Raw genomic sequence first — 22,443 nt, 5'->3', positions numbered from 1 at the left:
CCTGAAGGACCGGGCGCTACTATGACGAGCCCACACATGCACGAGATAAGCATGCGACGAACCGCGGCGAATCGCCACCCAGGCACGTTTCAGGCGGACGAAAGACGGCCGGGCGAGTCCGTTGGTCGGCCGCCGCGCAGGCAGCCTCGCGGCATTCGTCTATAGTCCACTCATGACCGCCGCCGCATTGCCCTCGAAGCCGCACGGCCTGGCGTTGATGCTGGGGTGGCGGCGCTTGCGCTTCACGCTCACCGTCTCGGTGCTGTTTGGACTGTTCCTCGGCCTGCTCAGTGAGACGGCCACCATCATCGTCGTGTCACGCGCGGTGCTGGTCGGGTTTTCGGCCATGCTGGTCTTCGGCCTGTTCGAGCAGTGGCCTCGACGGCTGCCGCGATGGCTCTCCCGCTCGGCGCTGCAAGTCATCGGCGTGGCCGCCATCATTCCGTTCAGCGCACTATTCGCATACTGGCTCACCACCGGTGGCAACACCCGGATCGCCACAGAAGAAAAGCGAACGATGGGCTACGCGATGCTCACCGTCACCGGTTTGCTGTTCGCGCCCTGGATCGCCGTCGGCGCGATGTTGAAACAGCGCGACACGTTCGCGCGCGAGCAGGCGCTTGCGTTTGAGCTCGAGAAGAGCGAGCTCGAACGCCAGGCGCTCGATGCTCGCATGCGACTGCTGCAAGCGCAGGTCGAGCCTCATTTCCTGTTCAATACGCTGGCCAATATCCAAGCGCTGGTCGATGCAGGATCGCCGCAAGCTTCCAAGGTGCTGGCCAGCCTCGTTGCCTACCTGCGCGCCGCCGTGCCACGTCTGCACGAGTCGACCACCACCTTCGGCGATGAACTAGAGCTGGTGCATGCGTACCTGGAGCTCATGCAGATGCGCATGCCGGATCGCCTGCAGTTCACTTTGAACGTCGATCAAACAGCGCGGAACCTGCAGTGTCCGCCGATGACGCTGCTCACGCTGGTCGAGAATGCAGTGAGGCATGGCATCGATCCGAGCGAGGAAGGCGGCCGCATCGATATCGAAGTCGTTCACCGCAATGATCGTTGTTTGATTCGCGTGCGAGACACCGGCGTCGGTCTGCACGCCACCAGTCAAGGCTTGGGCACGGGCCTGTCGACCTTGCGCGAGCGACTGCAACTGAACTTTGGCGGCGATGCTCAGCTACGGCTGATGGAAGTCGAGCCGCATGGCGTGTGCGCCGAGATCGATCTGCCCGCGCGTGAGAGGCGTGCATGAGCCCCCAGCGCCCTACGGCCCTGATCGCCGACGACGAGCCGCTGCTGCGAGACGCACTGGAGCGCATGCTCGCGCAAGCATGGCCGGCGCTCCACGTGGTCGCGCAAGCGCGCAATGGCCGCGAGGCCATCGATAAGTTCGAAGCGCTGCATCCGGCGATCTGTTTTCTCGACGTGCACATGCCTGGCGTCACGGGCATCGAGGTCGCCCAGCACATCGGTCGTCGCGCTCATCTGGTGTTCGTCACGGCCTACGATCAATACGCGGTCCAGGCATTCTCACAGGGCGTGCTCGACTATCTGGTGAAACCCGTCGAGCCCCGACGCCTCGCCGATACCGTGGCCCGGCTGCAAGAGCGCCTTAGCGCAGCTCAACCAGCGCTCAACACCGAAGAGCTGCTGGAACAACTCGCGGCCCGCCTGCGCCCCGCTCCTTCGTCCTCTCCTCTGCGCTGGGTCCGCGCCTCCATCGGGCAAACCGTGCGCTTGATTCCCGTCGAGGACATCGACTTCCTCCGCTCCGATGAGAAGTACACCGTTGTCGCCTGGCGTGACGACGCACAGCAGCCTCGCGAAGCCGTGATCCGCACGCCCCTCAAAGACATCATCGGCCAGTTGGATGCTTCACGCTTCGCGCAGGTTCATCGCTCCGTGGTCGTGAACCTCAACGCGATCGATCACGTCACTCGCGGCGCGAACGAAACCGCGGAGCTTCATCTCAAAGGCCGCAGCGAAGTGCTGCCGGTGAGCAGGACTTATCTGCACCTGTTCCGACAGATGTAGCCCGCCGCTGGCCGATGGAATTTAAGACTCGGCGTTTCCGCAGAAATCCTACCGAGTGGTAGGTCCTCACAAACGTGAAGATTCTCAGGCCGCCCGCAACGGAGCTTGCAGCCCGTCATCCCTGAGAGGCTGCACCCCATTTTTTCCGGCGCTCCGTTCGCAAGATACGCAGCGGACCTCTTCCATGAGGCCCGCTACGGACCACCAAGGGCGAACCAAGCACCAAGGTTCTTGTGATCTCTCGGTCTCTGCTCACATTGACCGGACAATGAATTGAACTTAACCCCTCTTACTGATCACCTAACCGACGTTTTTCATCCCCAGGGGAAATCGCATTGCCGTTAACCATTAGGAAGCGCAGGTTACCCGCTGGCAGGAGGACGTCTGAACCGCTCTGAGGTATACGTCATGAATGAGAATATCGCGGCGAGAGAGGTTGAGGACGACGGCGTGAAAATGATCGATTTGGGCGATGCGATGGTCGAGACGAAGCAACCCCATCCGATCCATGACATCAAGGACAACCACGTCTCGTGGACCTATGCCGGCATCTGATGTTGAAGTAAAATAACCTAACTGAGGGCCCGAGCGAATGGGCCCTCTGCCAGATCCCTAGACTAGAAGGACTTCGTTATTCGCAAGTACGCGAACCGCTGCCTTAGATCTCCTTGCGATATATCGTGGCCGAGCGATCCGCCCACGTTGGCGAAGTCCACAGCTTCATTCAACAAGTTCAGTGCCCCGACAGTCAGCCTCAATCCATCGAGAGCTTCTGACTCGTAGAGCCGGCCGGGTTCTACCCAGGCCTGCATATCGATGATCGTACGTGAGGGTAATCGCCGATTCAGAGCGCCGCTCGCGTCAGCATCCCAATAGCTCGGCGTGAAGGTCGCTGTGGTGGATGCACCCGAAGCTTTTCCTTCCCATATCAGCGACCCTACGAAGCGCCATTCTGGAATCGTGCCGTCCAAACTCGCGATGCCCACTCGATCTGATCGCTGCACTGGACCCAGGTCCTGAGAGGCATATTCATCCACCCACGTGGCGGAAAGCGCAAACTGTAGTTGTCCCCGTTTGCTCGCTGTTCGATACGACAGATCAACATCGACTCCGCTGGTCTCCAGTCGCCCGTAGTTCACGAGGGAACCGTCGACGGACTGGATCGCTCCGGGCCAGCCCGCCAATGCATCGGCTTCAGTCGGCGCAAACCGCGTCACGCGGCCCAATTCTTCGAGCTTCTCAATCCCCGAAGTCCTGGGAGTGACGATGCGATCGTCCATCACCACTCGCCAGTAGTGAGCGCCCAACTGTACACCCGGCCGCCGATTCGGCCGATATACGACCCCGCTGGTGAAAGAACGAGCTGATACATTCTCGAGGTCCGGATTGCCGCCTACGCCCCAACCGACGAGAGATACGGAGTCACCGCGCCGTGGATCAGCAACAGGTCGACGAAAAAACTCTGTTCCTGGTGAAAACAGCTCGAGCGCCGATGGGGGTCGGAAGCTCGTGCCGTACGCGGCTCGCACCAACAAATCCTGTGCCGGTTGCCAAACGAGGCCATACTGCGGGTTCACCGAGTCGATAGCGTTATCGTAGTAGTCTCCTCGCAAGGCTGCTTTGATCGATACCCCTTCAACCAGTGGCACCTTGAGCTCAACGAATCCAGAGGCGATCTCGTCCGTCTGCTCCACAAGATGGATGCTGTCATCGAGCTCTACCGAGTCTCGCCGCCACTCTCCTCCAACGACGAATTCGCTCACACCGCCGGGCGTCCGGAACAATTGACCCCGCAAGAATCCTCCTACTTGCACTGCACGCGAGTGAGAACCGGCGACTTGAGGATCGCCCACCAGCGAAGACAACAAGGCGACACTTCCAGCAGGACCGACTCTGAAAGGATTGAGGGCTGACTGCGGGTCAGTCGAATCCAGTGCGGCTTGAATCCTCGTGACATCCACCTCGTTGTAGATCGCCGAGGCAACACGCTCATTGCTATTTGTAAGAACCAGCTCCCAATCCCAACTCCGCAATCCACCACGCACCCCAAGCACGAATCTCTCGAGCTCTGATTCCGTTACATAGGATAGGGGTTTCATTCCGGCGAGCTTGTAATCCACGACGACCGGCTGGCCAAAAGGATTGTATGGGTTGTCCACGGGGACGACCAGCTGCGAGATAAATGGTGAAGGCCCTTGGGCAACAACATCACTCCTGACAATAAGAGTCTCTCCAAATAAGGACGCCCCGTCGCCCAGCGAAGATTCCCCCGAGCCGAACACTGACAGGCGCTCCAAGTCCGGCAAAATGGACACGGTCTGACGAGAGCTATCGAGACTAAGCTCTCCATCTGTTCCCAGGAGGTCGCCCGTGAGCGAATATACATTGCCCGGATTCGCAGTAGTCACCCGCCAATCCCTTCCGCCAAATCGCGTGAAGTCCTGGTTATTCCATAGCTCTCGCTCGGCGCCTACGAGCATTCCGCGCTCGAGGTAGTCGATCGTGAATGCGGACTTGAATCGCTCGCCCGAAATACCAAAGGAGGTTGCCGCACGGCGCTCCCGCGCGCCTCCCTCTGCGTCTCCGTAATGAAAAAACACTTCCGGCGTCGGAACATCCTTTTTCATGATGATATTCACAACCCCACCGATCGCGTCAGCTCCATAAATCGCCGAGGCGGAATCCGACATGATTTCAATGCGGTCAACCGCTGTGAGTGGAATTGTATTCAGGTCAAAGGCATTCAGAGTGACACTCGTCGCACTGGGCGGCGCTCGACGTCCGTTGATGAGCACCAGTGTCGTGTCCACACCCAGCCCCCGCATCTGAAAGTGTTGTGCTCCACTTTGTTGACCCCATTCGCCAAAAGAATAGGGTTGCTGAGTAAGGTAACCAGCAAGGCCTGGCAAGCTGGACACCCCATATCGATCGATTTCATCCCGGTCATAGACCCTCACCGGCTCCGGCCCCTCCACGTCCCACGTGAGCCGGCTGCCGGTGACCACAACGCGATTCACGCCATCCCACGAACGAGGTGAGCTCCGAGGATAGATGTGCACCGTGCCATTGCCCTCCCATTTGGCAGTCAACTTGGTGCCGGCGAGCAAGCGTTGCAGCGCGTCCCGAGCGGCGAAGTCGCCGAGGATCTCCTCAACCGGTTGCTCCTGTTCTTCGGGAGAACCGAAGTTGGCGGTGACCTGGATGCCAGTCTGTTCGGAGAATTGTTGGATCGCGGAGACCAGCGAGCTGCGAGGGATGTTGAACGTGTAGATCTGTGGCGGTGTGGCTTCGTCGGCAACAGAGATGCCGGACGCGCAGAGCAGCGCGACCAGCACCGCCGCCGACATTCGCCACATCCTGTAAGTCACTGCCGCTTATTCCGAGCGCCCGGGCTGCGTCAGCGTAATCACCGAACCTTCGTTGGTCACCTGAATGCCCGGTTGGCTCTTCATCACCGCTTCGAAACTCTCGACCGAAGTCACCTTCATGCGCCCGTAGTCGATGGTGCGCGCTGCGATGTCTGGGTCACCGATGCTCACCTGCACTTTATGGCGGCGGTTGAACTCCCTGACAATCTCGCCCACCTCGACATCCCGCAAAGTGATCCAGCCGGTCGTCCACTCGAACTCACGTTGCGCGTCCACTCTCTCCTTCGAGCGTTCGGACAGCAAGTGGGGCGCCCGCGACTTCGGCATGTGCAGCTTCTCTCCCGGATACAGGCGGACGATGTCGCCGTCGCGAGGATCGCGGGACGTGACCTCGACGACACCTTCCAGCACGGTGGCGGTCACACCCGAATCGTCGACGCGCACACCGAACTTGGTGCCGACAGCGGTGACGTCGACCAGCTCGGTCCTTACGATAAACGGACGCTTGCGATTGCTGACGACCTCGAACACCGCCTGCCCGGAATACAGATGAACGATTCTTTCGGTTGGCTTCAAATCCACCTTCAATCGAGTGCGAGCATCCATCTGGATGCTGCTGCCGTCCTCGATGCTCATTTGCTGCAGGTGGCTGGCCGCTGTTTCGACCACACCTTCCGGCGTGCGATTGACAAGCATAAGCAGGAGCAGCACCGCCATAGCAACCATCGCCGCACGAGCAAACAATGCCCGCAGCTTGGACACCGGCTTCCGCTTCCGCGGCACCTGGTCGCTCACTGAAGCACAGGGCTGATAGTCGTACTGAAAGAGGCCTCTGCCGAAGTCGGCGTGCACCACAGTGGAGTCGATCTTGGTATTCTGATCGCACAATTTCTGACGTGACAGCCTGCCGTCCATGTGATGGGCGAGCAGGAGTTCGCGCACGTTCTCTGGAGACTGTTTGATCCAGCGAGCGAACTCCAGGCGGTCCTCGAGCGGCATGGCGCCGGCGTCATCCCTCAATCGTAGCAACCAATATGCGGCTTCCTGACTCACGATACTCATCCGATCATGTCCTGTTGTCATTAGAGCGTCCCCGCGTGGATCCATTCACTTGAGGTCTTCTGGATCCAGTCGCATTCGCAGCTGGCTGTAGGCCCGAGACAGATCACGAAGCACGGCGCGCGGCGACAGCTCCATGCGCTCGGCGATCTGCTTGTACGTCAAGCCTTCGTTCACCCTCAGCAGCAGCACCTGGCGCTGGCGGAACGGCAGCTTGTCGACTTCGGATTGCACGTTCGCATCGGTGCGTGCCTGGCAGACGGAGTTTTCCGGCTCCTGCTCGGACTCGATCAGCAGATCGTCGAGCCATTCCTGCTCGTGCGGTTTGGAAACCCGCGCCCGCTCGCGCCATTCACTGGCGACGTTGCTTGCGATGCGTAACAAGTAGCCGAGCGGATTCTCGACCGTGGTCTTGCCGCTGTAGCGAAGCAGCCTCACGAAGACTTCCTGCGCGAGATCGTCGAGCTCGGCGGCGGGCACGGAGGCCCGACGGGACAACCAATGCCTCACGGGCTTGCGCCAGTCCCGAAACCACTGCGCGATCCGATTGTCGCGTGGCTCGGCACCTGCTTCGCCAATGACAGCGCCACTGTCCGATTCCGAAGACGCGGCATCACTCTGCGCCTCATCGCCGGGCGTTTGTGATAACGCATCGATTTCCCCATAACCCCGGCGATCGATCACGAGCGTTCCTGAAGCAACGTGCCTTGTTCGACCACCTTTGCCATGCGTCGACGTTTTATCTGACGATCGCGGCAAAGGGCTCCATGCAGAGAATGACCGGTGAAGCGGCCAAGGTCACCCCTGAAAATCTGATATGTGCCGGGTACTTACTCGTAAACGGCAATAAAAACCTCAGACGATGGATGACGCATCGGTTGATTTCACATCAAAGCGATGCAATGTGAGCGCGCGCACCACGGAATGAGATGACACTTCGCGGACATCACATCGCCAGGAGCAACCCACGCGCTCCATACACCACATCGCGTTAATCACGGATTATCACAATCAACACATTACATGCTGCATCGCGATAGATAACGTGGATCGGTCAATGGTGTGTTCTCATATATATGAGAGACCGTAAACGATATTTCACGATCGATCGCGTTGGCCCGGCTCCGGCTCCGCGGGCTTTGCCATGACCGCAATCGTGTTGGCATTGACGCGAACGAATGTGAGATCGCTGTCGGCGAGCAACATTTGCAAAGCGCACTCGATGGTGAATTCGCCGGTGAGTGGCCCTGTCAGCCGGCTTGCCGCACCGCCCTCATTTCGGAACATACCCACGATCTGCAGGCGTGTTTGTTTGGAAAGTTCGGCGAGCGTGCGTACGACGGGCTGACGATCGATGTGCAGTGTGTAGCGCTCGGCGGCGGACGTGGCCGGCGGAGCAATCAGGCCGCTGAAGGTCAGGGCAAGCAAACTTCGCGCGGCTTTCGTCATATCCCTACCTCGCCATTCCATGCGCCCGGCGCATCGATATCAGGGCAGCTGCAGATAAGGACTGCTCTACGGCGGCCGCTCAGCCCCGGCAGGGAAACAAGATCGGTTGAATTATTTGTGACATCGCGGCGAGGCGATGTCGCTGCGGAAAGACAGGCAGGGTCGCCGCACCCGGCGCGCGGCGACCTGCCTTTGTTTTATTTAGCGCGAGCGGTCTTCTTCGGCACGTACAGATCGGTCAGCGTGCCTTCGAACGCCTCGGCCGAGAACATCACCGTCTCCGACAGCGTCGGATGCGGATGGATGGTCATGCCCAGATCGCCGGCGTCGCTGTTCATCTCGATGGCCAGCGCGATCTCGGAGATCAGATCGCCGGCATTCGGCCCGACGATGCCGCCGCCGATCACGCGATGCGTTTCGGGATCGAACAACACCTTGGTCATACCATCATCTCGTCCGAGCGTGAGCGAGCGGGCGTTGGCCGACCACGGGAAGCTGCCCTTCTCGAACGGGATGCCCTTGGCCTTGGCTTCGGTTTCGGTCACGCCAACCCAGGCGATTTCCGGATCGGTGTAGGCGACCGACGGAATCACGCGAGCATCGAAGTACCGCTTCTCACCTTGCGCGACCTCCGCGGCGAGCTTGCCTTCATGCGACGCCTTATGCGCGAGCATGGGCTGCCCGACAATGTCGCCAATGGCGAAGATGTGCGAGACGTTGGTGCGCATCTGCTTGTCCACGGGAATGAAGCCACGCTCGTTGACCACCACGCCGGCGGCTTCCGCGCCGATCTTCTTGCCGTTCGGGCTGCGGCCGACCGCCACCAGCACCTTGTCGTAGATCTGCGGCTCGGGCGCCTGCTCGCCTTCGAAGGTCACGCGAATGCCTTGCTTCAACGCTTCGAGCTTGGTGACCTTGGTCTTCACCATGATCTTTTCGTAGCGCTTGGCGATGCGCTTCTCGAGCGGCCGCACCAGATCCCGATCGCAACCGGGGATCAGCCCATCGGTGAGCTCGACCACGCTGACCTTGGTGCCGAGCGCGTCATACACGCAGGCCATTTCCAGACCGATGATGCCGCCACCGATGACCAGCATGCGCTTGGGAAGGTCGATCTCGAGCGCGCCGGTCGAATCGATGATGCGCGGATCGTCCGGCAGGCCCGGCAAGCGCACCGACTCGGAGCCGGCCGCGATGATGCAATGTTTGAAAGAGATCTTGCGCGCGCCTTCGCCCGGCGCGTTCTCGCCTTTGGACAATACCGTGGACTGAGGCGTCATGTCGGTGTTGGCGATGCTCATCTCGTGCGGGGAGACGAATTTGCCGATGCCGCGGATGACTTCGACCTTGCGCTGCTTGGCCAGGATGCCCAGACCGCCGGTCAACTTGCTGACGACCTTCTCTTTCCAGCCGCGCAGCTTCTCGGTGTCGATCTTCGGCTTGCCGAAGGTGACGCCGGCCACTTCCATCTCGTGCGCTTCTTCGATCACCTTGGCGGCGTGCAACAGCGCCTTGGAGGGAATGCAGCCTACGTTGAGACAGACGCCGCCAAGTTGCGGCCAGCGCTCCACGAGAGCGACCTTCATGCCGAGATCGGCCGCACGGAACGCGGCGGTGTAACCGCCGGGACCAGCGCCGAGCACGACCATGTCGTAATCGTAGGAACCACCAGACGTATCTTCAGCCGGAGCCTGGATCGCCGGCTTCTCGCGAACCATGGTGTCCGCACTGGAAGCATCGTCTTTGGCGGCCGCAGCCGCCGGAGCTTTTGCTTCTTTCGGAGCCGCCGTTTCTTTCGAAGCAGCGGGCGCAGACGACGAGGCGCCAGCACCGGCAGCTTCGACCTCGAGAATCAGGCTGCCTTTGGAGACACGATCGCCCTTCTTCAACGCGACCGACTTCACCACGCCCGCGGCGGACGAAGGCACATCCATGGTCGCCTTCTCGGTCTCGAGCGTGACCAGCGGTGTTTCCAATTCGACGCTATCGCCGGGCTTGACCAGCACGTCGATGACTTCCACATCTTTGAAGTCACCGATATCGGGGACATTGACTTGGGTCACGGCACAGCCTCGATGAGTCCACGAACGTCGGCGAGCTTTTCCGCCAGGAAGGTGGTGAAGCGCACGCCGGCGGCGCCGTCGATCACGCGGTGGTCATAAGCGAGCGTGAACGGCAGCATCAGCCGCGGCACGAACTGACCGTCCTTGAACACGGGCTTGATGCTCGACTTGGCCACGCCGAGGATCGCCACTTCGGGCGCATTGATGATGGGCGTAAAGCCCACGCCACCGATGCCGCCGAGGCTCGACACCGTAAAGGTCGCGCCTTGCATTTCGGCAATCGTGAGCTTGCCGGCGCGCGCCTTCTCCGAGAGCACCGCCAGTTCGCGAGCGATCTCGTAGATATCTTTCTTGTCCGCGTCCTTGATCACCGGCACGACCAGGCCGCCCGGCGTGTCGGCCGCGAAGCCAAGATTGATATACTTTTTCAGGATCAGGTTCTTGCCCGAAGACTCCAGCGAGCTGTTGACGTTCGGGAATTCCTGCAGCGCCTTGACGCACGCCCGCAGTACGAACGCGAGCGGCGTGAGCTTGATGCCTTCCTTCTCGGCCGCGCCCTTCAATTTCTTGCGGGTGTCTTCCAGCTCGGTGATGTCCGCTTCGTCCATCTGCCAGACGTGCGGGATGTTCAACCAGCTGGCCTGCAGATGCGGACCGGAGATCTTCTGGATGCGGCTGAGCGGCTTGACCTCGATCTCGCCGAACTTGGAGAAATCGATTTCCGGAACCTTCGGCAGCGCGCCGCCACCGCCGCCTGCAGCGGCCGTCGCGGGCGCGCCAGAGGACAGCGCTTGTTTGACGAACGCCTTTACGTCGTCCGGCGTGATGCGCGCTTTCGGACCGGTGCCTTTGATCCGACTCAGATCGACGCCGAGCTCACGAGCAAACTTGCGAACGGACGGGCTCGCATACGCGCGCGCGAAGCCAGCTTCGTCGATCGGCGGCAGGGAGGCGGGCGCTTTCGCTGGCGCTGACGGCGCGGGAGTCGGAGCAGGCGCTGCGCTCTTTGCAGGCGCAGGAGCCGCTTTGGGCGCAGCCGCCGCTTTCTCCGCGGGCTGCGCTTTGCTCGGTGTCGAGACAGGCTCTTCCGGCGCGCCTTGGCTCGCAGCGCCGCCTTCGAGCAAGCCGATCAGGCTGCCCTTGGAAACACGATCGCCCTTCTTCAAGGCAAGCGACTTCACGACACCGGCGACCGTGGAAGGAACATCCATCGTCGCCTTCTCGGTTTCGAGCGTCAGCAGCGGCGTGTCGACGTCGACGCGATCGCCGGGCTTGACCAGCACGTCGATGACTTCCACGTCTTTGAAGTCGCCAAGGTCGGGAACGCGAACCTCACCGCCACCGGTAGCACCACCGCTTGCGGCAGGCTTGGCAGGCGCAGCGCTGCTGGCGGCTTCTGACTTGCCGCCAGTGGCGCCCGCGTTGCCCTCGGATTGCTCGAGGCTGAGGGAGTGCGTAGAGACAGGTTCCTCCGCCGTGCCGCTCTTCTTGGCCGGCGTGGATGGCGCCGCGACGCCGCCTTTGGCGTCGATCTGTCCGATCACACTGCCTTTGGAAACGCGATCGCCTTTTTTCACGGCGAGCGCGGTGAGCACGCCGGCTTCCGTGGACGGCACGTCCATGGTCGCCTTCTCCGTTTCCAACGTCAGCAGCGGCGTATCGATGTCGATCTGATCGCCGGGCTTGACCAGCACATCGATGACTTCGACGTCCTTGAAGTCGCCCAGGTCCGGGACTTTGATATCTGTCGGCATGCTTTGAAGACCTAAGGCTTACTGCGTGACCGGATTCGGTTTATCCGGGTCGATGTTGAACTTCTTGATCGCGGCCTTGACGGTCGCCATGTCGAGCTTGCCCTCATCGGCGAGCGCGCGCAGCGAAGCCACCACGATGTGAGGCGCGTCCACTTCGAAGTGCCGACGCAGTTCGGCGCGCGAGTCGCTGCGGCCGTAACCGTCGGTGCCGAGCACGACGTAACGTCCGGGGACCCACTGACGAATCTGATCGGGAACGATGCGCATGTAGTCGGTGGCCGCGATGAATGGACCGGTGCGATCGCCGAGACACTGGCGAACGTACGGCACCGCCTGCGGCGCATCCGGGTTCAGCATGTTCTTGCGCTCGATATCGAGCGCTTCGCGTCGCAGCTCGGAGAAGCTCGGCGCGCTGAACACATCGGCCGGCACACCGTAATCCTTCTCGAGAATCTCGGCGGCCTTAATGACCTCGCGCAGAATCGTGCCCGAACCCATCAGGTTGACGCGCACCTTGCCCTTGCCGCCGGCCTGCAGCAGGTACATGCCTTTGAGGATGCCCGCCTCCGCGCCCTTCGGCATGGCCGGGTGCGCGTAGTTCTCGTTCATCACCGAGAGGTAATAGAAAACATCCTCCTGCTCGGCGAACATGCGGCGCATGCCGTCCTGAATGATGACCGCGAGCTCATAAGCAAACGTCGGATCGTAAGCGACGCAGTTCGGAATCGTGCTCGCCGCCAGATGGCTGTGGCCGTCCTGGTGCTGCAGACCTTCGCCCGCGAGCGTCGTGCGACCGGAGGTGCCGCCGAGCAAGAAGCCGCGCGCCTGGCTGTCGCCCGCCGCCCAGATGAAATCGCCCACGCGCTGGAAGCCGAACATGGAGTAATAGATGTAGAACGGGATCATATTGACCCCGTGGTTGGCGTACGCGGTGCCTGCCGCGATGAACGAGGCGAGCGCGCCGCCTTCGTTGATGCCCTCGTTCAGAATCTGACCTTTCTTGTCTTCCTTGTAGAACATCAGCTGGTCGGCGTCCTGCGGCGTGTACAGCTGGCCCGCCGACGAATAGATGCCGACCTGGCGGAACATGCCTTCCATACCGAAGGTGCGCGCCTCGTCCGGCACGATGGGTACGACGTTCTTGCCGATGTTCTTGTCCTTCACCAGCATCTGCAGGATGCGCACGAACGCCATCGTGGTGGAGAACTCACGGTCGCCCGAGGACTGCAGCAGCGAGTCGAACGCCTCGAGTGAAGGCACGACCAGCGAAGGCGCATTGGCGCGACGCTGCGGCAGATAGCCGCCGAGCCGCTCGCGCTTCTCGCGCAGATATTTCATCTCTTCGCTGTCTTCCGGCAGGCGCTGGAAGGGCGACTTCGCGAGCTGCTCTTCCGGAATGTCGATGTGGACGCGCTTGCGGAATTCCTTGAGCGCCTCGTCGTCGAGCTTCTTCTGCTGGTGGGTGATGTTCTGGCTCTCGCCCCACTTGCCCATCATGAAGCCCTTGACCGTCTTGCACAGAATCACGGTGGGCGCGCCCTTGTGATTCACGGCCGCGTTATAGGCGTTCCAGACTTTCTTGTAGTCGTGGCCGCCGCGGTTCAGGCGCCAGATGTCGTCGTCGGACATGTTGGCGACCATTTCCTTCAGCTCGGGATACTTGCCGAAGAAGTTCTCGCGCGTGTACGCGCCGCCCTTGGCCTTGAAGTTCTGATATTCGCCGTCGACGCACTCTTCCATCACACGGCGCAGCAGGCCCTTGGTGTCTTTCGCGAGCAGCGGATCCCAGCGCGAGCCCCAGATGACTTTGATGACATTCCAGCCGGCGCCCAGAAACGCCGCTTCGAGCTCTTGAATGATCTTGCCGTTGCCGCGCACCGGGCCGTCGAGACGCTGCAGATTGCAGTTGATCACGAACACCAGGTTGTCGAGCTTCTCGCGCACCGGCATGGTGATCGCGCCCATCGATTCGGGCTCGTCCATTTCGCCGTCGCCCAGGAACGCCCACACCTTGCGGTCGGTCTCCGGCACGATGCCGCGACTTTCCATGTAGCGCTGGAAGCGCGCCTGATAGATGGCCATCATCGGGCCGAGGCCCATGGACACGGTCGGGAACTGCCAGAAGTCCGGCATCAGCCACGGATGCGGATACGAGCTCAGGCCCTTCTCGGGGCTCGCCACTTCCTGTCGGAAGTAACGCAGGTGCTCTTCGGTCAAGCGGCCTTCTAGATACGCACGCGCGTAGATGCCGGGCGAGACGTGACCCTGGATGTAGATCATGTCGCCGGGATGCTTCTCGGAGGGCGCACGCCAGAAGTGGTTGAAGCCCACTTCGTACATGGTCGCCGACGAGGCATAACTTGCGATGTGTCCGCCGTACTCGGAGCTGCGCCGATTGGTGTGCACCACCATGGCCATGGCGTTCCAGCGAATGAACGCCTCGATGCGCCGCTCGATGCTGCGATCGCCCGGGTACTCCTGCTCCTGCCCAGGTGAAATTGTATTTACATAGGCGGTATTGGGCTTGAACGGCAGGTACCCGCCACTGCGGCGCGTAAAGTCGATCAACCTTTCGAGCAGAAAGTGGGCCCGGCCGGCGCCTTGCGCCTTGATCACCGAGTCGATCGATTCAAGCCATTCCCGGGTTTCTTCGGGATCGAGATCATCAAACCTGGAGGGATCGGACATGTCGGGTGTGCTGCAAAAGTAGGCCGCGTATCATCGGAGTTTGAGAATTTTCGGTCAAGGAACCCGCTGTGGTGGAATTGCTTCCCGCAGAGCGCGACATCCGCATTTTCCAGGGGCGCGCCGCATTGAGCGAAAGCTCAATGAAAAAACACGATGCCTCCATCGTCATTTGCGATCACCAGCAGGCGGAAAGCCGGCTCGTCAAACTGCCGTTCGGTGCGATCTGGCAGCGCTTGTATCGCGAAGCGAAGGCACGAGGACCTGTATCTATCCTCAGTGCCCGGCTCACTGCCGATGCACTACCGATGGTGGTGGCGCTTGCAAAGGCTTCAAGCTCGGCATTCGAGCGGCTCTCGCTCGCTGGACGCATCTGGAAGGAGCTATCGCCTGCGCCCGGCGCGAAAGTGCTGATATCCACCCAGGGTCTGGATGAGCCACACAGCGCCGCCATGCTCGAAGCGCTGACGGCTGCCGCACTGGCCGCCACCGCGCCCATGCCAGTGATCAAATCGAAGCCTGCCAAGGCTCCTGAGCCGCCACAGCTGACTTTGAATGGCGACGGTCCGGACATCGATGCGGCGCTGGCGATTGCGATCGATCGCGGCAATCACCTCGCGCGCTGGCTCACCACGCTGCCGCCGAACGTGCTTCACACCGCGAGTTATCGAAAAGCGTTGCGTGCCCTCGCCAAACGCGAAGGCTGGGCCTTCTCATTTCTAGACGAGGGCGCGTTGAAGCGCTTGAACGCGGGTGCATTTCTGGCCGTCACACGCGCGAATGAGCATCGCGACGCCGGCATCGTGCGGCTTCGCTATCGCGGCAGCGGCGAAGGCGCGCGCAAAAAGCTGACGCTGGTTGGCAAGGGAATCTGTTTCGATACCGGCGGCATCAACCTGAAGCCGCACAAGAGCATGTATCAGATGCACGAAGACATGCAGGGCAGCGCCGTCGCTGTAGGCACGCTGCTCGCACTCACGCGCCTGAAAGTGCCTTATGACGTCGATTGCTGGCTCGCCATCACGGAAAATCAGATCGGCCCGAATGCGTTTCGTCCTCAGGAAGTGGTGCGCGCCGCCAACGGCGTCACAATTCAGGTGGCGCACAGTGACGCGGAGGGTCGTATGGTGCTAGCCGATACGCTTGCCATCGCCTCTCGCGAACAACCGGATTTGATCGTCGACTTCGCGACGCTGACGGGCTCGTGCGTCACTGCGCTCACCGAACGCTACGCCGGCGCATTCACCAATCGTCCCGAGTTTCATTCAGTGATCGAGGCGGCCGGTCGTGAAAGCGGCGAGCGCGTGTGGCCCTTCCCCATGGATGAGGATTACGACAGCGATCTCGAGTCTTCCATCGCCGACGTCCTTCACTGCACGCCGGATAGCAAGGGCGATCACATTCTCGCCGCGCGTTTCCTGAACCGATTCGTGCCGGCGGAGATTCCCTGGATCCATCTGGATCTCGCGCCGAGCAACCGATCGGGCGGACTTGCTCACATTCCGACCGACTTCACCGGCTTCGGCGTGCGATTCATGGCACAGTTGCTGTTGGAACAGGATGTGTTGAGCGCGGGTCGATTCAAGCGCGCTCGCAAGGAGTGAGTTCATGACGACGCGCACCGCGTCTTGTTGCTGTGGACAGCTGAAGATCGAAGTCTCGGGCGAGCCGGACGGCGTCGGCGTTTGTCACTGCCTCGCTTGCCAGCAGCGCACCGGCAGTGTGTTCGCGGCGCTGGCGGGCTTCTCCGGCCCATTCAAGGTGACCGGCGAGGCGACGGAATACGTGCGCACGGGCGATCAGGGCGCCCAGTTCAGGTTTCGCTTCTGCCCGGTGTGTGGCTCGACTGTATTTCACACCGAAGAGGGCGTGAGCGGCATCGTGAGCGTCGCGGTCGGCGCGTTCGCCGATCCTGATTTCCCGTCGCCGCAGGTTTCTGTCTATGACTGCCGGCGGCACTCGTGGGTGCAGTTGCCGGACGGCATCAGGGTTCACGCGAAGGATCCGGACTGAGCGCCGCGGCACACTGCTGACGCTCAGCAGCCGTCACGAAGCAGTCAGCTGGGGCGCTTCGGCCTGGCGTCGTCGCTGCAGATCCTCATACCAGTCGCCCAGCGCGTTGATCAGCGGCACGAGCTTGTGCCCCGCTTCCGTCAGCTCGTACTCCACGTGCGCGATCTTTCCAGGAATGACGGTGCGCGTGATCACGCCGGCGGACTCCAGCGCGCGCAACTCGTGCGTCAGGATGCGATGTGAAATTTTCGGATTGTCACGACGCAGCTGGGCGAAGCGCTTCTTGCCATCGATCAGGTAATACACCAGCAACGTGCGCCAGCGACCGCTCAACAGGCGCATGGCGTCTTCGATCGGGCAACCGGAAATGGTGGTCTTCATGGCGGTGTGTCAGTAACAAAAATGTTCCTACTGCGGCGCTCCCCTGGGATTCATCGCATGGGGCAGTCACATAATTGTTCGTAATTTACAGCCAGGACGTGCTCAATAACATAGGGCTCCCTTGGACATCTGCTGACACCTCGATTGGAGTTCACTATGGAGCCCGTATTGCTTTATGGCGTCCCGCAGGGATGCTCGTTCGGATCGATCGTCGCGCTGGAATGGCTGGGCCAGCCGTATCGGCTGTGCCGGATCAGGATGACGGAGGACTCACGATCCGATCGTTACGCCAAGATCAATCCTCATGGCAAGACGCCAGCGCTGCTGCTCGAGGACGGCCGGGTGCTCACCGAAAGCGCCGCGATCCTGCAACACATCGCGGCTCGCGGCATCGAGTCCGGCCTGGGTTTCGCGCAAGGCACGCGCGAGTTCGATTTTTTCAATCAACGCCTCGCGTTTCTGACCACGACATTCTTCGCCTCGTTCGGCCCGCTGTGGCACGCCTACATGATGGAAGGCAATCCGCGCGCGCAGGAAGTGTTACGCGAGACGGGCCGGGAATGGGTGGCGGACGCGCATCTGAAACTCGAGTCCATGCTCGCCGGCAGCGACTGGCTCGCCGGACCGCGACGCACACCGGCGGATGCGTACTTCATCGGGCTCGCTCGCTGGGGCACGTATCATCGCGTCGTCGAGCCCGGCGCCTATCCACGCGTGCAGCGATTCATCGATCGCCTCGAAGCAGATCCGGCCGTGATCTTCGCTCATGCGATCGAAGATGAGCGTCCCGCTGCGAGCAGCGGCGGCTTCCGCGGACATGTCTCTTTGGAAGAACTGCTTCCGCGATTGGCCGCCTGAGTGTTACCGCGCAAAGGCTTGCGCCCGAGGTGTTCTCGGGCGCAAACCTGTTTCAAACAGCCTAGGCTGCGGCCTCGCACTTCGCGGTCACACGTTTGGGCGCCTTTCTGCAGAAACGTCGAATGTAAAATTGGAGTTGGTCCGCCATCGAACCGCGTGACCTCGGCGCTACTCCCGCGGCAGCATCTGCGGATTCCACGCCACTTCCCACAGGTGCCGATCCGGATCCTGGAAGTAGCCGGCATAACCGCCGTAGAACGTATCGTGCGCGGCCTTGACGATGGTCGCACCGGCGTTCCGAGCCTGAGTCATCACGCTATCCACTTCAGACTTTGAAATCACATTGTGCGCGAGACAGAAATCCGTTGGACTGGACGCGGTCACCGGTAAGCCGCTGTCGTGCGCGAGACTCTTTCTCGGCCACAATGCCAGTCGCAGGCCTCCTTCGAGCTGGAAGAACGCAACCGCGCCGTGCTCGAATTCTTTGCCGACGATGCCGTCGGTTTCCAAGCCGAGGCCGTCGCGATAAAAATAAACGGCGCGTTCCAGATCGTCGACGCCGAGGGTGATCAGGGTGATGCGTGGTTTCATGTCCATCTCCGATGGCGCCGCTTGCCGATCCGCAAAGCATAAAAGCAAAAAACGTCCGCGCATGTCAGCTTTAGCCCGGCGAAACAGCGACTCAACGGAGGCGCTCGCAACCCCGCCGAGGATTGAAGTTGGCGGACCGAATCGAACCGGCCATACTCATCTCATGAAGCCTGCCCTCCTCAGCATCGAAGTCAAACAGAACGTCCAGATTTCGGCGCTGCTGCAGATGCCTGAGTCCGCTAAAGCGTGCTTCGTCCTCGGGCACGGAGCCGGCGCGGGGATGAACCACTCCTTCATGGCCGACATTGCGAATGCACTCGAAGCCCGCGAGATAGGCACGCTCCGATATCAGTTTCCGTATATGGAGAATGGCTCGAAGCGTCCTGATCCGCCGGCGCTTTGTCACGCCACCGTGCGAGCGGCAGTGCAGGAAGCGCGGAAGCGGGTGCCTGGGGTGCCGCTGATTGCGGGTGGGAAATCGTTTGGAGGCAGGATGACTTCGCAGGCGCAGGCCGCGAAGCTGTTACCGGATGTGCAAGGCTTGGCGTTTGTGGGGTTCCCGTTGCATCCTGCGAAGAAGCCGTCGGTCGGGCGGGCGGATCATCTGGCGCAGGTGAACATTCCGATGCTGTTTCTGCAGGGAACGCGAGATGACCTCGCGGACCTCACACTGCTTGAACCGATCGTTCAGAAGCTCGGAAAGCGCGCGACGTTGAAGCGCATCGAAGGCGCGGATCATTCGTTCCACGTGCTGGCGCGATCGGGGCGCAACGATCGGGAGGTAATGGAAGAGCTTGCCGATACGATCGCAGCTTGGGCGACCGGAATTAGTTAACGGCAGCGGCCTTGAGCAGAGCGAGCGCCAGTCGAAAAGAGATCAGCCGGCAGCTGACGCAAGCGGCCAAGGTACTGCAGCCCTACCCCACCGCCACCTTCATCGCATTACAAATCTTGCAGAACAACTCCGCCGTCTTCTGCGCATCATACGCAGCCGAATGCGCCGCCCCAGAATCCCACTCGATCCCGGCGGCCTGCAGCGCCTTTCCAAGCACCGTCTGACCGTAAGCCACGCCCGCGAGCGTAGCGGTATCGAAGCTCGAGAACGGGTGAAACGGATTCCGTTTGATATCCGTGCGCGCGATTGCCGCGTTGATGAAGTTCAGATCGAAGTATGCGTTGTGCCCGACCAGGATGGCGCGCGTGCAATCATTCTCCTTCATCGCACGGCGAATCTCCTTGAACAAACGAGTGAGCGCTTCCTTCTCCGGAATCGCCGGCCGCAGCGGATGAAACGGATCGATGCCGGTGACCGCAAGCGAGGCAGGCTCGAGGTTCGCGCCCGGGAAGGGTTGAACGTGATACCGCCAGCTCTCCCCCGGCAGCAACGTGCCGTCGCCCTGAATCTCGAGCAGCACCGCGGCGATTTCGAGCAGCGCGTCGGTGTTCGGATTGAAGCCGCCGCACTCCACGTCGATCACTACCGGCAGAAAGCCGCGAAAGCGGCGAGCCATGGGCAGCTTGCCTTCAACCTCGACAGTCACTGCTTCGTTCAAGACAGGTTTTCCTCGGCCAGCTGCCAGGCGATGCTTTCGCCGGCGCGAAATGGCGTGAGCTCATCGTTACCGAAACGATACACGGCCGGCGGCGTCCACGCGGTGCGGTTCAATGTGATCTTGGTGGTATTGCGCGGCAGGCCATAAAAGTCAGGGCCGCGCTCGGATGCGAACGCCTGCAGACGGTCCAGGCGTCCGGCGGCTTCGAACGCCTCGGCGTACAGCTCGATCGCAGCATGCGCTGAGAACACGCCGGCGCAGCCGCACGCATTCTCTTTGGTGTGACGAGCATGCGGCGCGCTGTCGGTGCCGAGGAAGAAACGAGGATCGTCGCTCGTGGCCGCCTCGACCAGCGCCTGGCGATCATGCTCGCGCTTGAGCACCGGCAGGCAGTAGTTGTGAGGACGAATGCCGCCCTGAAATATCGCGTTCCGATTCAACAGCAGGTGTTGCGGAGTGATGGTGGCACCGACGCCGGCGCGAGCGCTCTTCACGAATTGCACGCCTTCGCGGGTGGTCACATGTTCGAACACCACGCGCAGCTTCGGAAACTTTTCGACGATGCGCGACATGATGCGATCGATGAAAACCTTCTCGCGATCGAACACATCGACGGATGACTCCGTCACCTCCCCGTGCACCTGAAAGACCAGATCCACTTCCTGCATGGCTTCGAGCACCGGGAAGATTTCTTCAATCGCCGTCACGCCCGCATCCGAGTTGGTGGTCGCACCCGACGGGTACAGCTTGCAGCCCACCACGAAACCACTTGCCTTCGCGGCATGGATTTCCTTCGGCGAGGTGGTGTCGGTGAGATAGAGCGTCATCAGCGGCTCGAATCGCAGGCCCGCAGGCACCGCCTGCAGGATGCGCTCACGATAGTGAGCCGCCGCTGCGACCGTGGTCACCGGCGGCTTCAAATTCGGCATGATGACCGCGCGAGCGAACTGCCGGGCGGTGAAAGGAACGACGCTCGTGAGTTGGGCGCCGTCGCGCACGTGCAAGTGCCAGTCGTCGGGACGAAGCAGAGTCAGCTGAGTCATGCGGAGAGTCTAAGGGACGGCGACGCAGAAGGCTCGCCCCGATGCACCTTCGCCCTTTTCGGAAGAGGGTGCGATTGCCGGGAGATTTGGAGCGCTTGAATCAGCCCGCCGCGCGAGCGGCTTCGCCGATCAGCTTCTGCAGCTCGCCACTCTTGTACATCTCGATGATGATGTCCGAGCCGCCGATCAGCTCGCCATTGACGTATAGCTGCGGATAGGTCGGCCAGTTCGAGTACTGCTTCAGCGCCTCGCGCAGCTCCGGATCCTCGAAGATGTTGACGTGCTGAAACTCTGCGCCGACAGCGCCGAGCGCACGCACAGCCGCCGCCGAGAATCCGCACTGAGGAAAGTCGGGGGTACCCTTCATGTACAGCACGACCGGGCTGGAGGACAGCTGCGACTTGATGCGTTCGATGACGTCCATTGAAACCTCGGAAGTAAAGGCAAACTGGTTCAAGATGCGGCTTCACGCCGCTGCCGCGCCCGGTCCACGACCTGGCGCTGCTGCTCTTCCGTCAGGCGCGACCATTGAGTGATTTCGTCAATGGTGCGGCCGCAGCCGACGCACACATTCCGCGCATCGAGTACACAGACCTTGATACAGGGCGACGCAACGGGAAGTGGGGCGGGTGGGAAGGTCATGACGGACGGAGCTGACAATTGAATTATGGGGATGGCTACCCTATTCTTCAAACGCTTTTTGCTGACATAAGCCGTAGTCCGGGTACTGCAAGGAAGCCCTGCCTCGGCCAGAACTACAGAACAACGGTTTAGCGAGGAGTAGGGTCATGCATCCACTGACGACAGTGCGCGGGGCCATCATTTCCGCGTTCGTGCTGGCGATCGTCCTATCCTTGATCCTCACCACCACCGTAATCGGCGCCGACGGCATCGGCTTCCACCATGCGCAGGTCGACCGCTGGCTGCACATTGTCTCCGGGGTGATGTGGATCGGCTTGCTCTACTACTTCAACGTCGTTCAGCTGCCAGCGCTGGCGGATGCGACGGCGGACAAAGGCGGCCCGGGCGGCGGCGGCATCACCAAATACGTCGCCCCCAGGGCGCTGTGGTGGTTCCGTTGGGCCGCGGTGCTGACCTGGCTCACCGGCGCCTACTTCCTGCTGTTCGGCTATGGATCGCCCATGGCCCTGCACAAGGCCTTTCTGCTGCAGGAGGGCTTCGTGGTGATCGGGGTCGGCGCCTGGCTGGGCACCATCATGCTGCTCAATGTCTGGGGCCTGATCTGGCCGAACCAGAAAAAAGTGCTCGGCATCAAACCGGCCACCGATGAGGAGAAAGCCAAAGCGCGCAAGGTGGCGCTGTATGCGTCGCGGGTGAACTTCATTCTGTCGGTGCCGATGCTGATGTGCATGGGTGGGCAGAGCCACGGACTGCCGTTCTAGACTGCTATTCCATACTCGGGATCGGGCTCCTGCCACCCCCGGCAAAACGCGTGACTCTTGCCTCTCGCTCGCCGCCTGCGGCGGCGGGCATGTCCTGCACCCGGGGCGGCTCATCGGAGCCCTCCGGTGGGTTCTTCCGTTTTGGGGGTTCGGCCAATCCAGCGTATCTTTCGTTTCTCGCGTTCGAGG

At 61.2% G+C, this 22,443-nt stretch carries 21 protein-coding genes; 8 read left to right on the top strand and 13 right to left on the bottom strand.

Annotated elements, in window-relative coordinates:
- Positions 1-172 precede the first annotated feature (172 nt).
- The 3 genes from JM946_RS28345 (at position 173) to JM946_RS28335 (ending at position 2,589) form a co-directional block, all read left to right on the top strand.
- Positions 173-1,252 (top strand): sensor histidine kinase, encoded by a 1,080-nt coding sequence (locus tag JM946_RS28345; protein ID WP_230980058.1) that lies wholly within the window; start codon positions 173-175, stop codon positions 1,250-1,252.
- Complete coding sequence (locus tag JM946_RS28340; RefSeq protein WP_203170825.1) at positions 1,249-2,034, top strand: LytR/AlgR family response regulator transcription factor; 786 nt, start codon at positions 1,249-1,251, stop codon at positions 2,032-2,034. The genes JM946_RS28345 and JM946_RS28340 overlap by 4 nt, the downstream gene beginning before the upstream one ends.
- A 408-nt stretch (positions 2,035-2,442) precedes the next feature.
- Positions 2,443-2,589: a hypothetical protein gene (locus tag JM946_RS28335; protein WP_203170824.1), complete on the top strand. Its 147-nt coding sequence runs from the start codon at positions 2,443-2,445 to the stop codon at positions 2,587-2,589.
- A gap of 62 nt (positions 2,590-2,651) precedes the next feature.
- Here the strand turns inward: JM946_RS28335 and JM946_RS28330 are convergent, their stop codons facing one another.
- The 7 genes from JM946_RS28330 to aceE form a co-directional block, all read right to left on the bottom strand.
- The gene (locus tag JM946_RS28330; protein ID WP_203170823.1) at positions 2,652-5,381 is read right to left on the bottom strand and encodes a TonB-dependent receptor; all 2,730 of its coding nucleotides are present in this window, start codon (positions 5,379-5,381) and stop codon (positions 2,652-2,654) included.
- A gap of 27 nt (positions 5,382-5,408) precedes the next feature.
- The gene (locus tag JM946_RS28325) at positions 5,409-6,464 is read right to left on the bottom strand and encodes a FecR family protein (RefSeq protein ID WP_203170822.1); all 1,056 of its coding nucleotides are present in this window, start codon (positions 6,462-6,464) and stop codon (positions 5,409-5,411) included.
- A gap of 45 nt (positions 6,465-6,509) precedes the next feature.
- Positions 6,510-7,145 carry an RNA polymerase sigma factor gene (locus tag JM946_RS31115; RefSeq protein ID WP_203170821.1) on the bottom strand — a complete coding sequence of 212 codons (636 nt, stop codon included), beginning with the start codon at positions 7,143-7,145 and terminating at the stop codon, positions 6,510-6,512.
- Positions 7,146-7,559: 414 nt separating this feature from the next.
- Positions 7,560-7,910, bottom strand: a complete 351-nt coding sequence (locus JM946_RS28315) for an STN domain-containing protein (RefSeq protein WP_203170820.1) — start codon at positions 7,908-7,910, stop codon at positions 7,560-7,562.
- A 197-nt stretch (positions 7,911-8,107) separates the two neighbouring features.
- On the bottom strand, positions 8,108-9,973 hold the full coding sequence (gene lpdA, locus JM946_RS28310; RefSeq protein WP_203170819.1) for a dihydrolipoyl dehydrogenase: 1,866 nt from the start codon (positions 9,971-9,973) through the stop codon (positions 8,108-8,110).
- The gene (gene aceF, locus JM946_RS28305) at positions 9,970-11,727 is read right to left on the bottom strand and encodes a dihydrolipoyllysine-residue acetyltransferase (protein ID WP_203170818.1); all 1,758 of its coding nucleotides are present in this window, start codon (positions 11,725-11,727) and stop codon (positions 9,970-9,972) included. The genes lpdA and aceF overlap by 4 nt, the downstream gene beginning before the upstream one ends.
- An 18-nt stretch (positions 11,728-11,745) precedes the next feature.
- Positions 11,746-14,415, bottom strand: coding sequence for a pyruvate dehydrogenase (acetyl-transferring), homodimeric type (aceE, locus tag JM946_RS28300; protein WP_203170817.1), 2,670 nt, complete (start codon positions 14,413-14,415; stop codon positions 11,746-11,748).
- A 140-nt stretch (positions 14,416-14,555) separates the two neighbouring features.
- On the opposite strand from aceE, the gene JM946_RS28295 reads away from it, so the two are divergent.
- Both JM946_RS28295 and JM946_RS28290 read left to right on the top strand, forming a co-directional pair.
- Positions 14,556-16,016, top strand: a complete 1,461-nt coding sequence (locus JM946_RS28295; protein WP_203170816.1) for a M17 family metallopeptidase — start codon at positions 14,556-14,558, stop codon at positions 16,014-16,016.
- 4 nt (positions 16,017-16,020) lie between these two features.
- Entirely contained in the window at positions 16,021-16,425 is a 405-nt protein-coding gene (locus JM946_RS28290; RefSeq protein ID WP_203170815.1) for a GFA family protein, read from the top strand.
- Positions 16,426-16,458: 33 nt separating this feature from the next.
- Here JM946_RS28290 and JM946_RS28285 read toward each other — a convergent pair whose 3' ends face one another.
- Positions 16,459-16,806 (bottom strand): winged helix-turn-helix transcriptional regulator, encoded by a 348-nt coding sequence (locus tag JM946_RS28285; protein ID WP_203170814.1) that lies wholly within the window; start codon positions 16,804-16,806, stop codon positions 16,459-16,461.
- A 156-nt stretch (positions 16,807-16,962) separates the two neighbouring features.
- Between JM946_RS28285 and JM946_RS28280 the strand changes: the two genes are divergently transcribed.
- A complete protein-coding gene (locus JM946_RS28280) occupies positions 16,963-17,664 on the top strand; it encodes a glutathione S-transferase family protein (protein WP_203170813.1) in 702 nt (233 codons plus the stop codon).
- A 168-nt stretch (positions 17,665-17,832) separates the two neighbouring features.
- Here the strand turns inward: JM946_RS28280 and JM946_RS28275 are convergent, their stop codons facing one another.
- On the bottom strand, positions 17,833-18,255 hold the full coding sequence (locus tag JM946_RS28275; protein ID WP_203170812.1) for a VOC family protein: 423 nt from the start codon (positions 18,253-18,255) through the stop codon (positions 17,833-17,835).
- A 163-nt stretch (positions 18,256-18,418) separates the two neighbouring features.
- On the opposite strand from JM946_RS28275, the gene JM946_RS28270 reads away from it, so the two are divergent.
- Positions 18,419-19,090, top strand: coding sequence for an alpha/beta hydrolase family protein (locus JM946_RS28270; RefSeq protein ID WP_407700612.1), 672 nt, complete (start codon positions 18,419-18,421; stop codon positions 19,088-19,090).
- 82 nt (positions 19,091-19,172) lie between these two features.
- Here the strand turns inward: JM946_RS28270 and rnt are convergent, their stop codons facing one another.
- The 4 genes from rnt to JM946_RS31860 all read right to left on the bottom strand — a co-directional run bounded on the left by rnt (position 19,173) and on the right by JM946_RS31860 (position 21,493).
- The gene (gene rnt, locus JM946_RS28265; protein WP_203170946.1) at positions 19,173-19,766 is read right to left on the bottom strand and encodes a ribonuclease T; all 594 of its coding nucleotides are present in this window, start codon (positions 19,764-19,766) and stop codon (positions 19,173-19,175) included.
- Positions 19,767-19,804: 38 nt separating this feature from the next.
- The gene (gene pyrC / locus JM946_RS28260) at positions 19,805-20,851 is read right to left on the bottom strand and encodes a dihydroorotase (protein WP_203170810.1); all 1,047 of its coding nucleotides are present in this window, start codon (positions 20,849-20,851) and stop codon (positions 19,805-19,807) included.
- 100 nt (positions 20,852-20,951) lie between these two features.
- The gene (grxD, locus tag JM946_RS28255; RefSeq protein ID WP_203170809.1) at positions 20,952-21,275 is read right to left on the bottom strand and encodes a Grx4 family monothiol glutaredoxin; all 324 of its coding nucleotides are present in this window, start codon (positions 21,273-21,275) and stop codon (positions 20,952-20,954) included.
- A gap of 29 nt (positions 21,276-21,304) precedes the next feature.
- Positions 21,305-21,493 (bottom strand): DUF1289 domain-containing protein, encoded by a 189-nt coding sequence (locus JM946_RS31860; protein WP_203170808.1) that lies wholly within the window; start codon positions 21,491-21,493, stop codon positions 21,305-21,307.
- Between the two features lie 146 nt (positions 21,494-21,639).
- Between JM946_RS31860 and JM946_RS28245 the strand changes: the two genes are divergently transcribed.
- The gene (locus JM946_RS28245; RefSeq protein ID WP_203170807.1) at positions 21,640-22,254 is read left to right on the top strand and encodes a urate hydroxylase PuuD; all 615 of its coding nucleotides are present in this window, start codon (positions 21,640-21,642) and stop codon (positions 22,252-22,254) included.
- Positions 22,255-22,443: the final 189 nt, after the last annotated feature.

Source organism: Steroidobacter gossypii, from assembly GCF_016801985.1.
Lineage (GTDB): Bacteria > Pseudomonadota > Gammaproteobacteria > Steroidobacterales > Steroidobacteraceae > Steroidobacter > Steroidobacter gossypii.
Note: the sequence above shows the minus strand (reverse complement) of the source record. Positions and strands in the feature narration are given on the sequence as shown.

Coding starts and splice junctions, on each gene's coding strand:
- JM946_RS28345 (WP_230980058.1), top strand. CDS start 173: ATGACCGCCGCCGCATTGCCCTCGAAGCCGCACGGCCTGGCGTTGATG.
- JM946_RS28340 (WP_203170825.1), top strand. CDS start 1,249: ATGAGCCCCCAGCGCCCTACGGCCCTGATCGCCGACGACGAGCCGCTG.
- JM946_RS28335 (WP_203170824.1), top strand. CDS start 2,443: ATGAATGAGAATATCGCGGCGAGAGAGGTTGAGGACGACGGCGTGAAA.
- JM946_RS28330 (WP_203170823.1), bottom strand. CDS start 5,381: ATGTCGGCGGCGGTGCTGGTCGCGCTGCTCTGCGCGTCCGGCATCTCT.
- JM946_RS28325 (WP_203170822.1), bottom strand. CDS start 6,464: ATGAGTATCGTGAGTCAGGAAGCCGCATATTGGTTGCTACGATTGAGG.
- JM946_RS28315 (WP_203170820.1), bottom strand. CDS start 7,910: ATGACGAAAGCCGCGCGAAGTTTGCTTGCCCTGACCTTCAGCGGCCTG.
- aceF (WP_203170818.1), bottom strand. CDS start 11,727: ATGCCGACAGATATCAAAGTCCCGGACCTGGGCGACTTCAAGGACGTC.
- aceE (WP_203170817.1), bottom strand. CDS start 14,415: ATGTCCGATCCCTCCAGGTTTGATGATCTCGATCCCGAAGAAACCCGG.
- JM946_RS28295 (WP_203170816.1), top strand. CDS start 14,556: ATGAAAAAACACGATGCCTCCATCGTCATTTGCGATCACCAGCAGGCG.
- JM946_RS28290 (WP_203170815.1), top strand. CDS start 16,021: ATGACGACGCGCACCGCGTCTTGTTGCTGTGGACAGCTGAAGATCGAA.
- JM946_RS28285 (WP_203170814.1), bottom strand. CDS start 16,806: ATGAAGACCACCATTTCCGGTTGCCCGATCGAAGACGCCATGCGCCTG.
- JM946_RS28280 (WP_203170813.1), top strand. CDS start 16,963: ATGGAGCCCGTATTGCTTTATGGCGTCCCGCAGGGATGCTCGTTCGGA.
- JM946_RS28275 (WP_203170812.1), bottom strand. CDS start 18,255: ATGAAACCACGCATCACCCTGATCACCCTCGGCGTCGACGATCTGGAA.
- JM946_RS28270 (WP_407700612.1), top strand. CDS start 18,419: ATGAAGCCTGCCCTCCTCAGCATCGAAGTCAAACAGAACGTCCAGATT.
- rnt (WP_203170946.1), bottom strand. CDS start 19,766: ATGGCTCGCCGCTTTCGCGGCTTTCTGCCGGTAGTGATCGACGTGGAG.
- pyrC (WP_203170810.1), bottom strand. CDS start 20,851: ATGACTCAGCTGACTCTGCTTCGTCCCGACGACTGGCACTTGCACGTG.
- grxD (WP_203170809.1), bottom strand. CDS start 21,275: ATGGACGTCATCGAACGCATCAAGTCGCAGCTGTCCTCCAGCCCGGTC.
- JM946_RS31860 (WP_203170808.1), bottom strand. CDS start 21,493: ATGACCTTCCCACCCGCCCCACTTCCCGTTGCGTCGCCCTGTATCAAG.
- JM946_RS28245 (WP_203170807.1), top strand. CDS start 21,640: ATGCATCCACTGACGACAGTGCGCGGGGCCATCATTTCCGCGTTCGTG.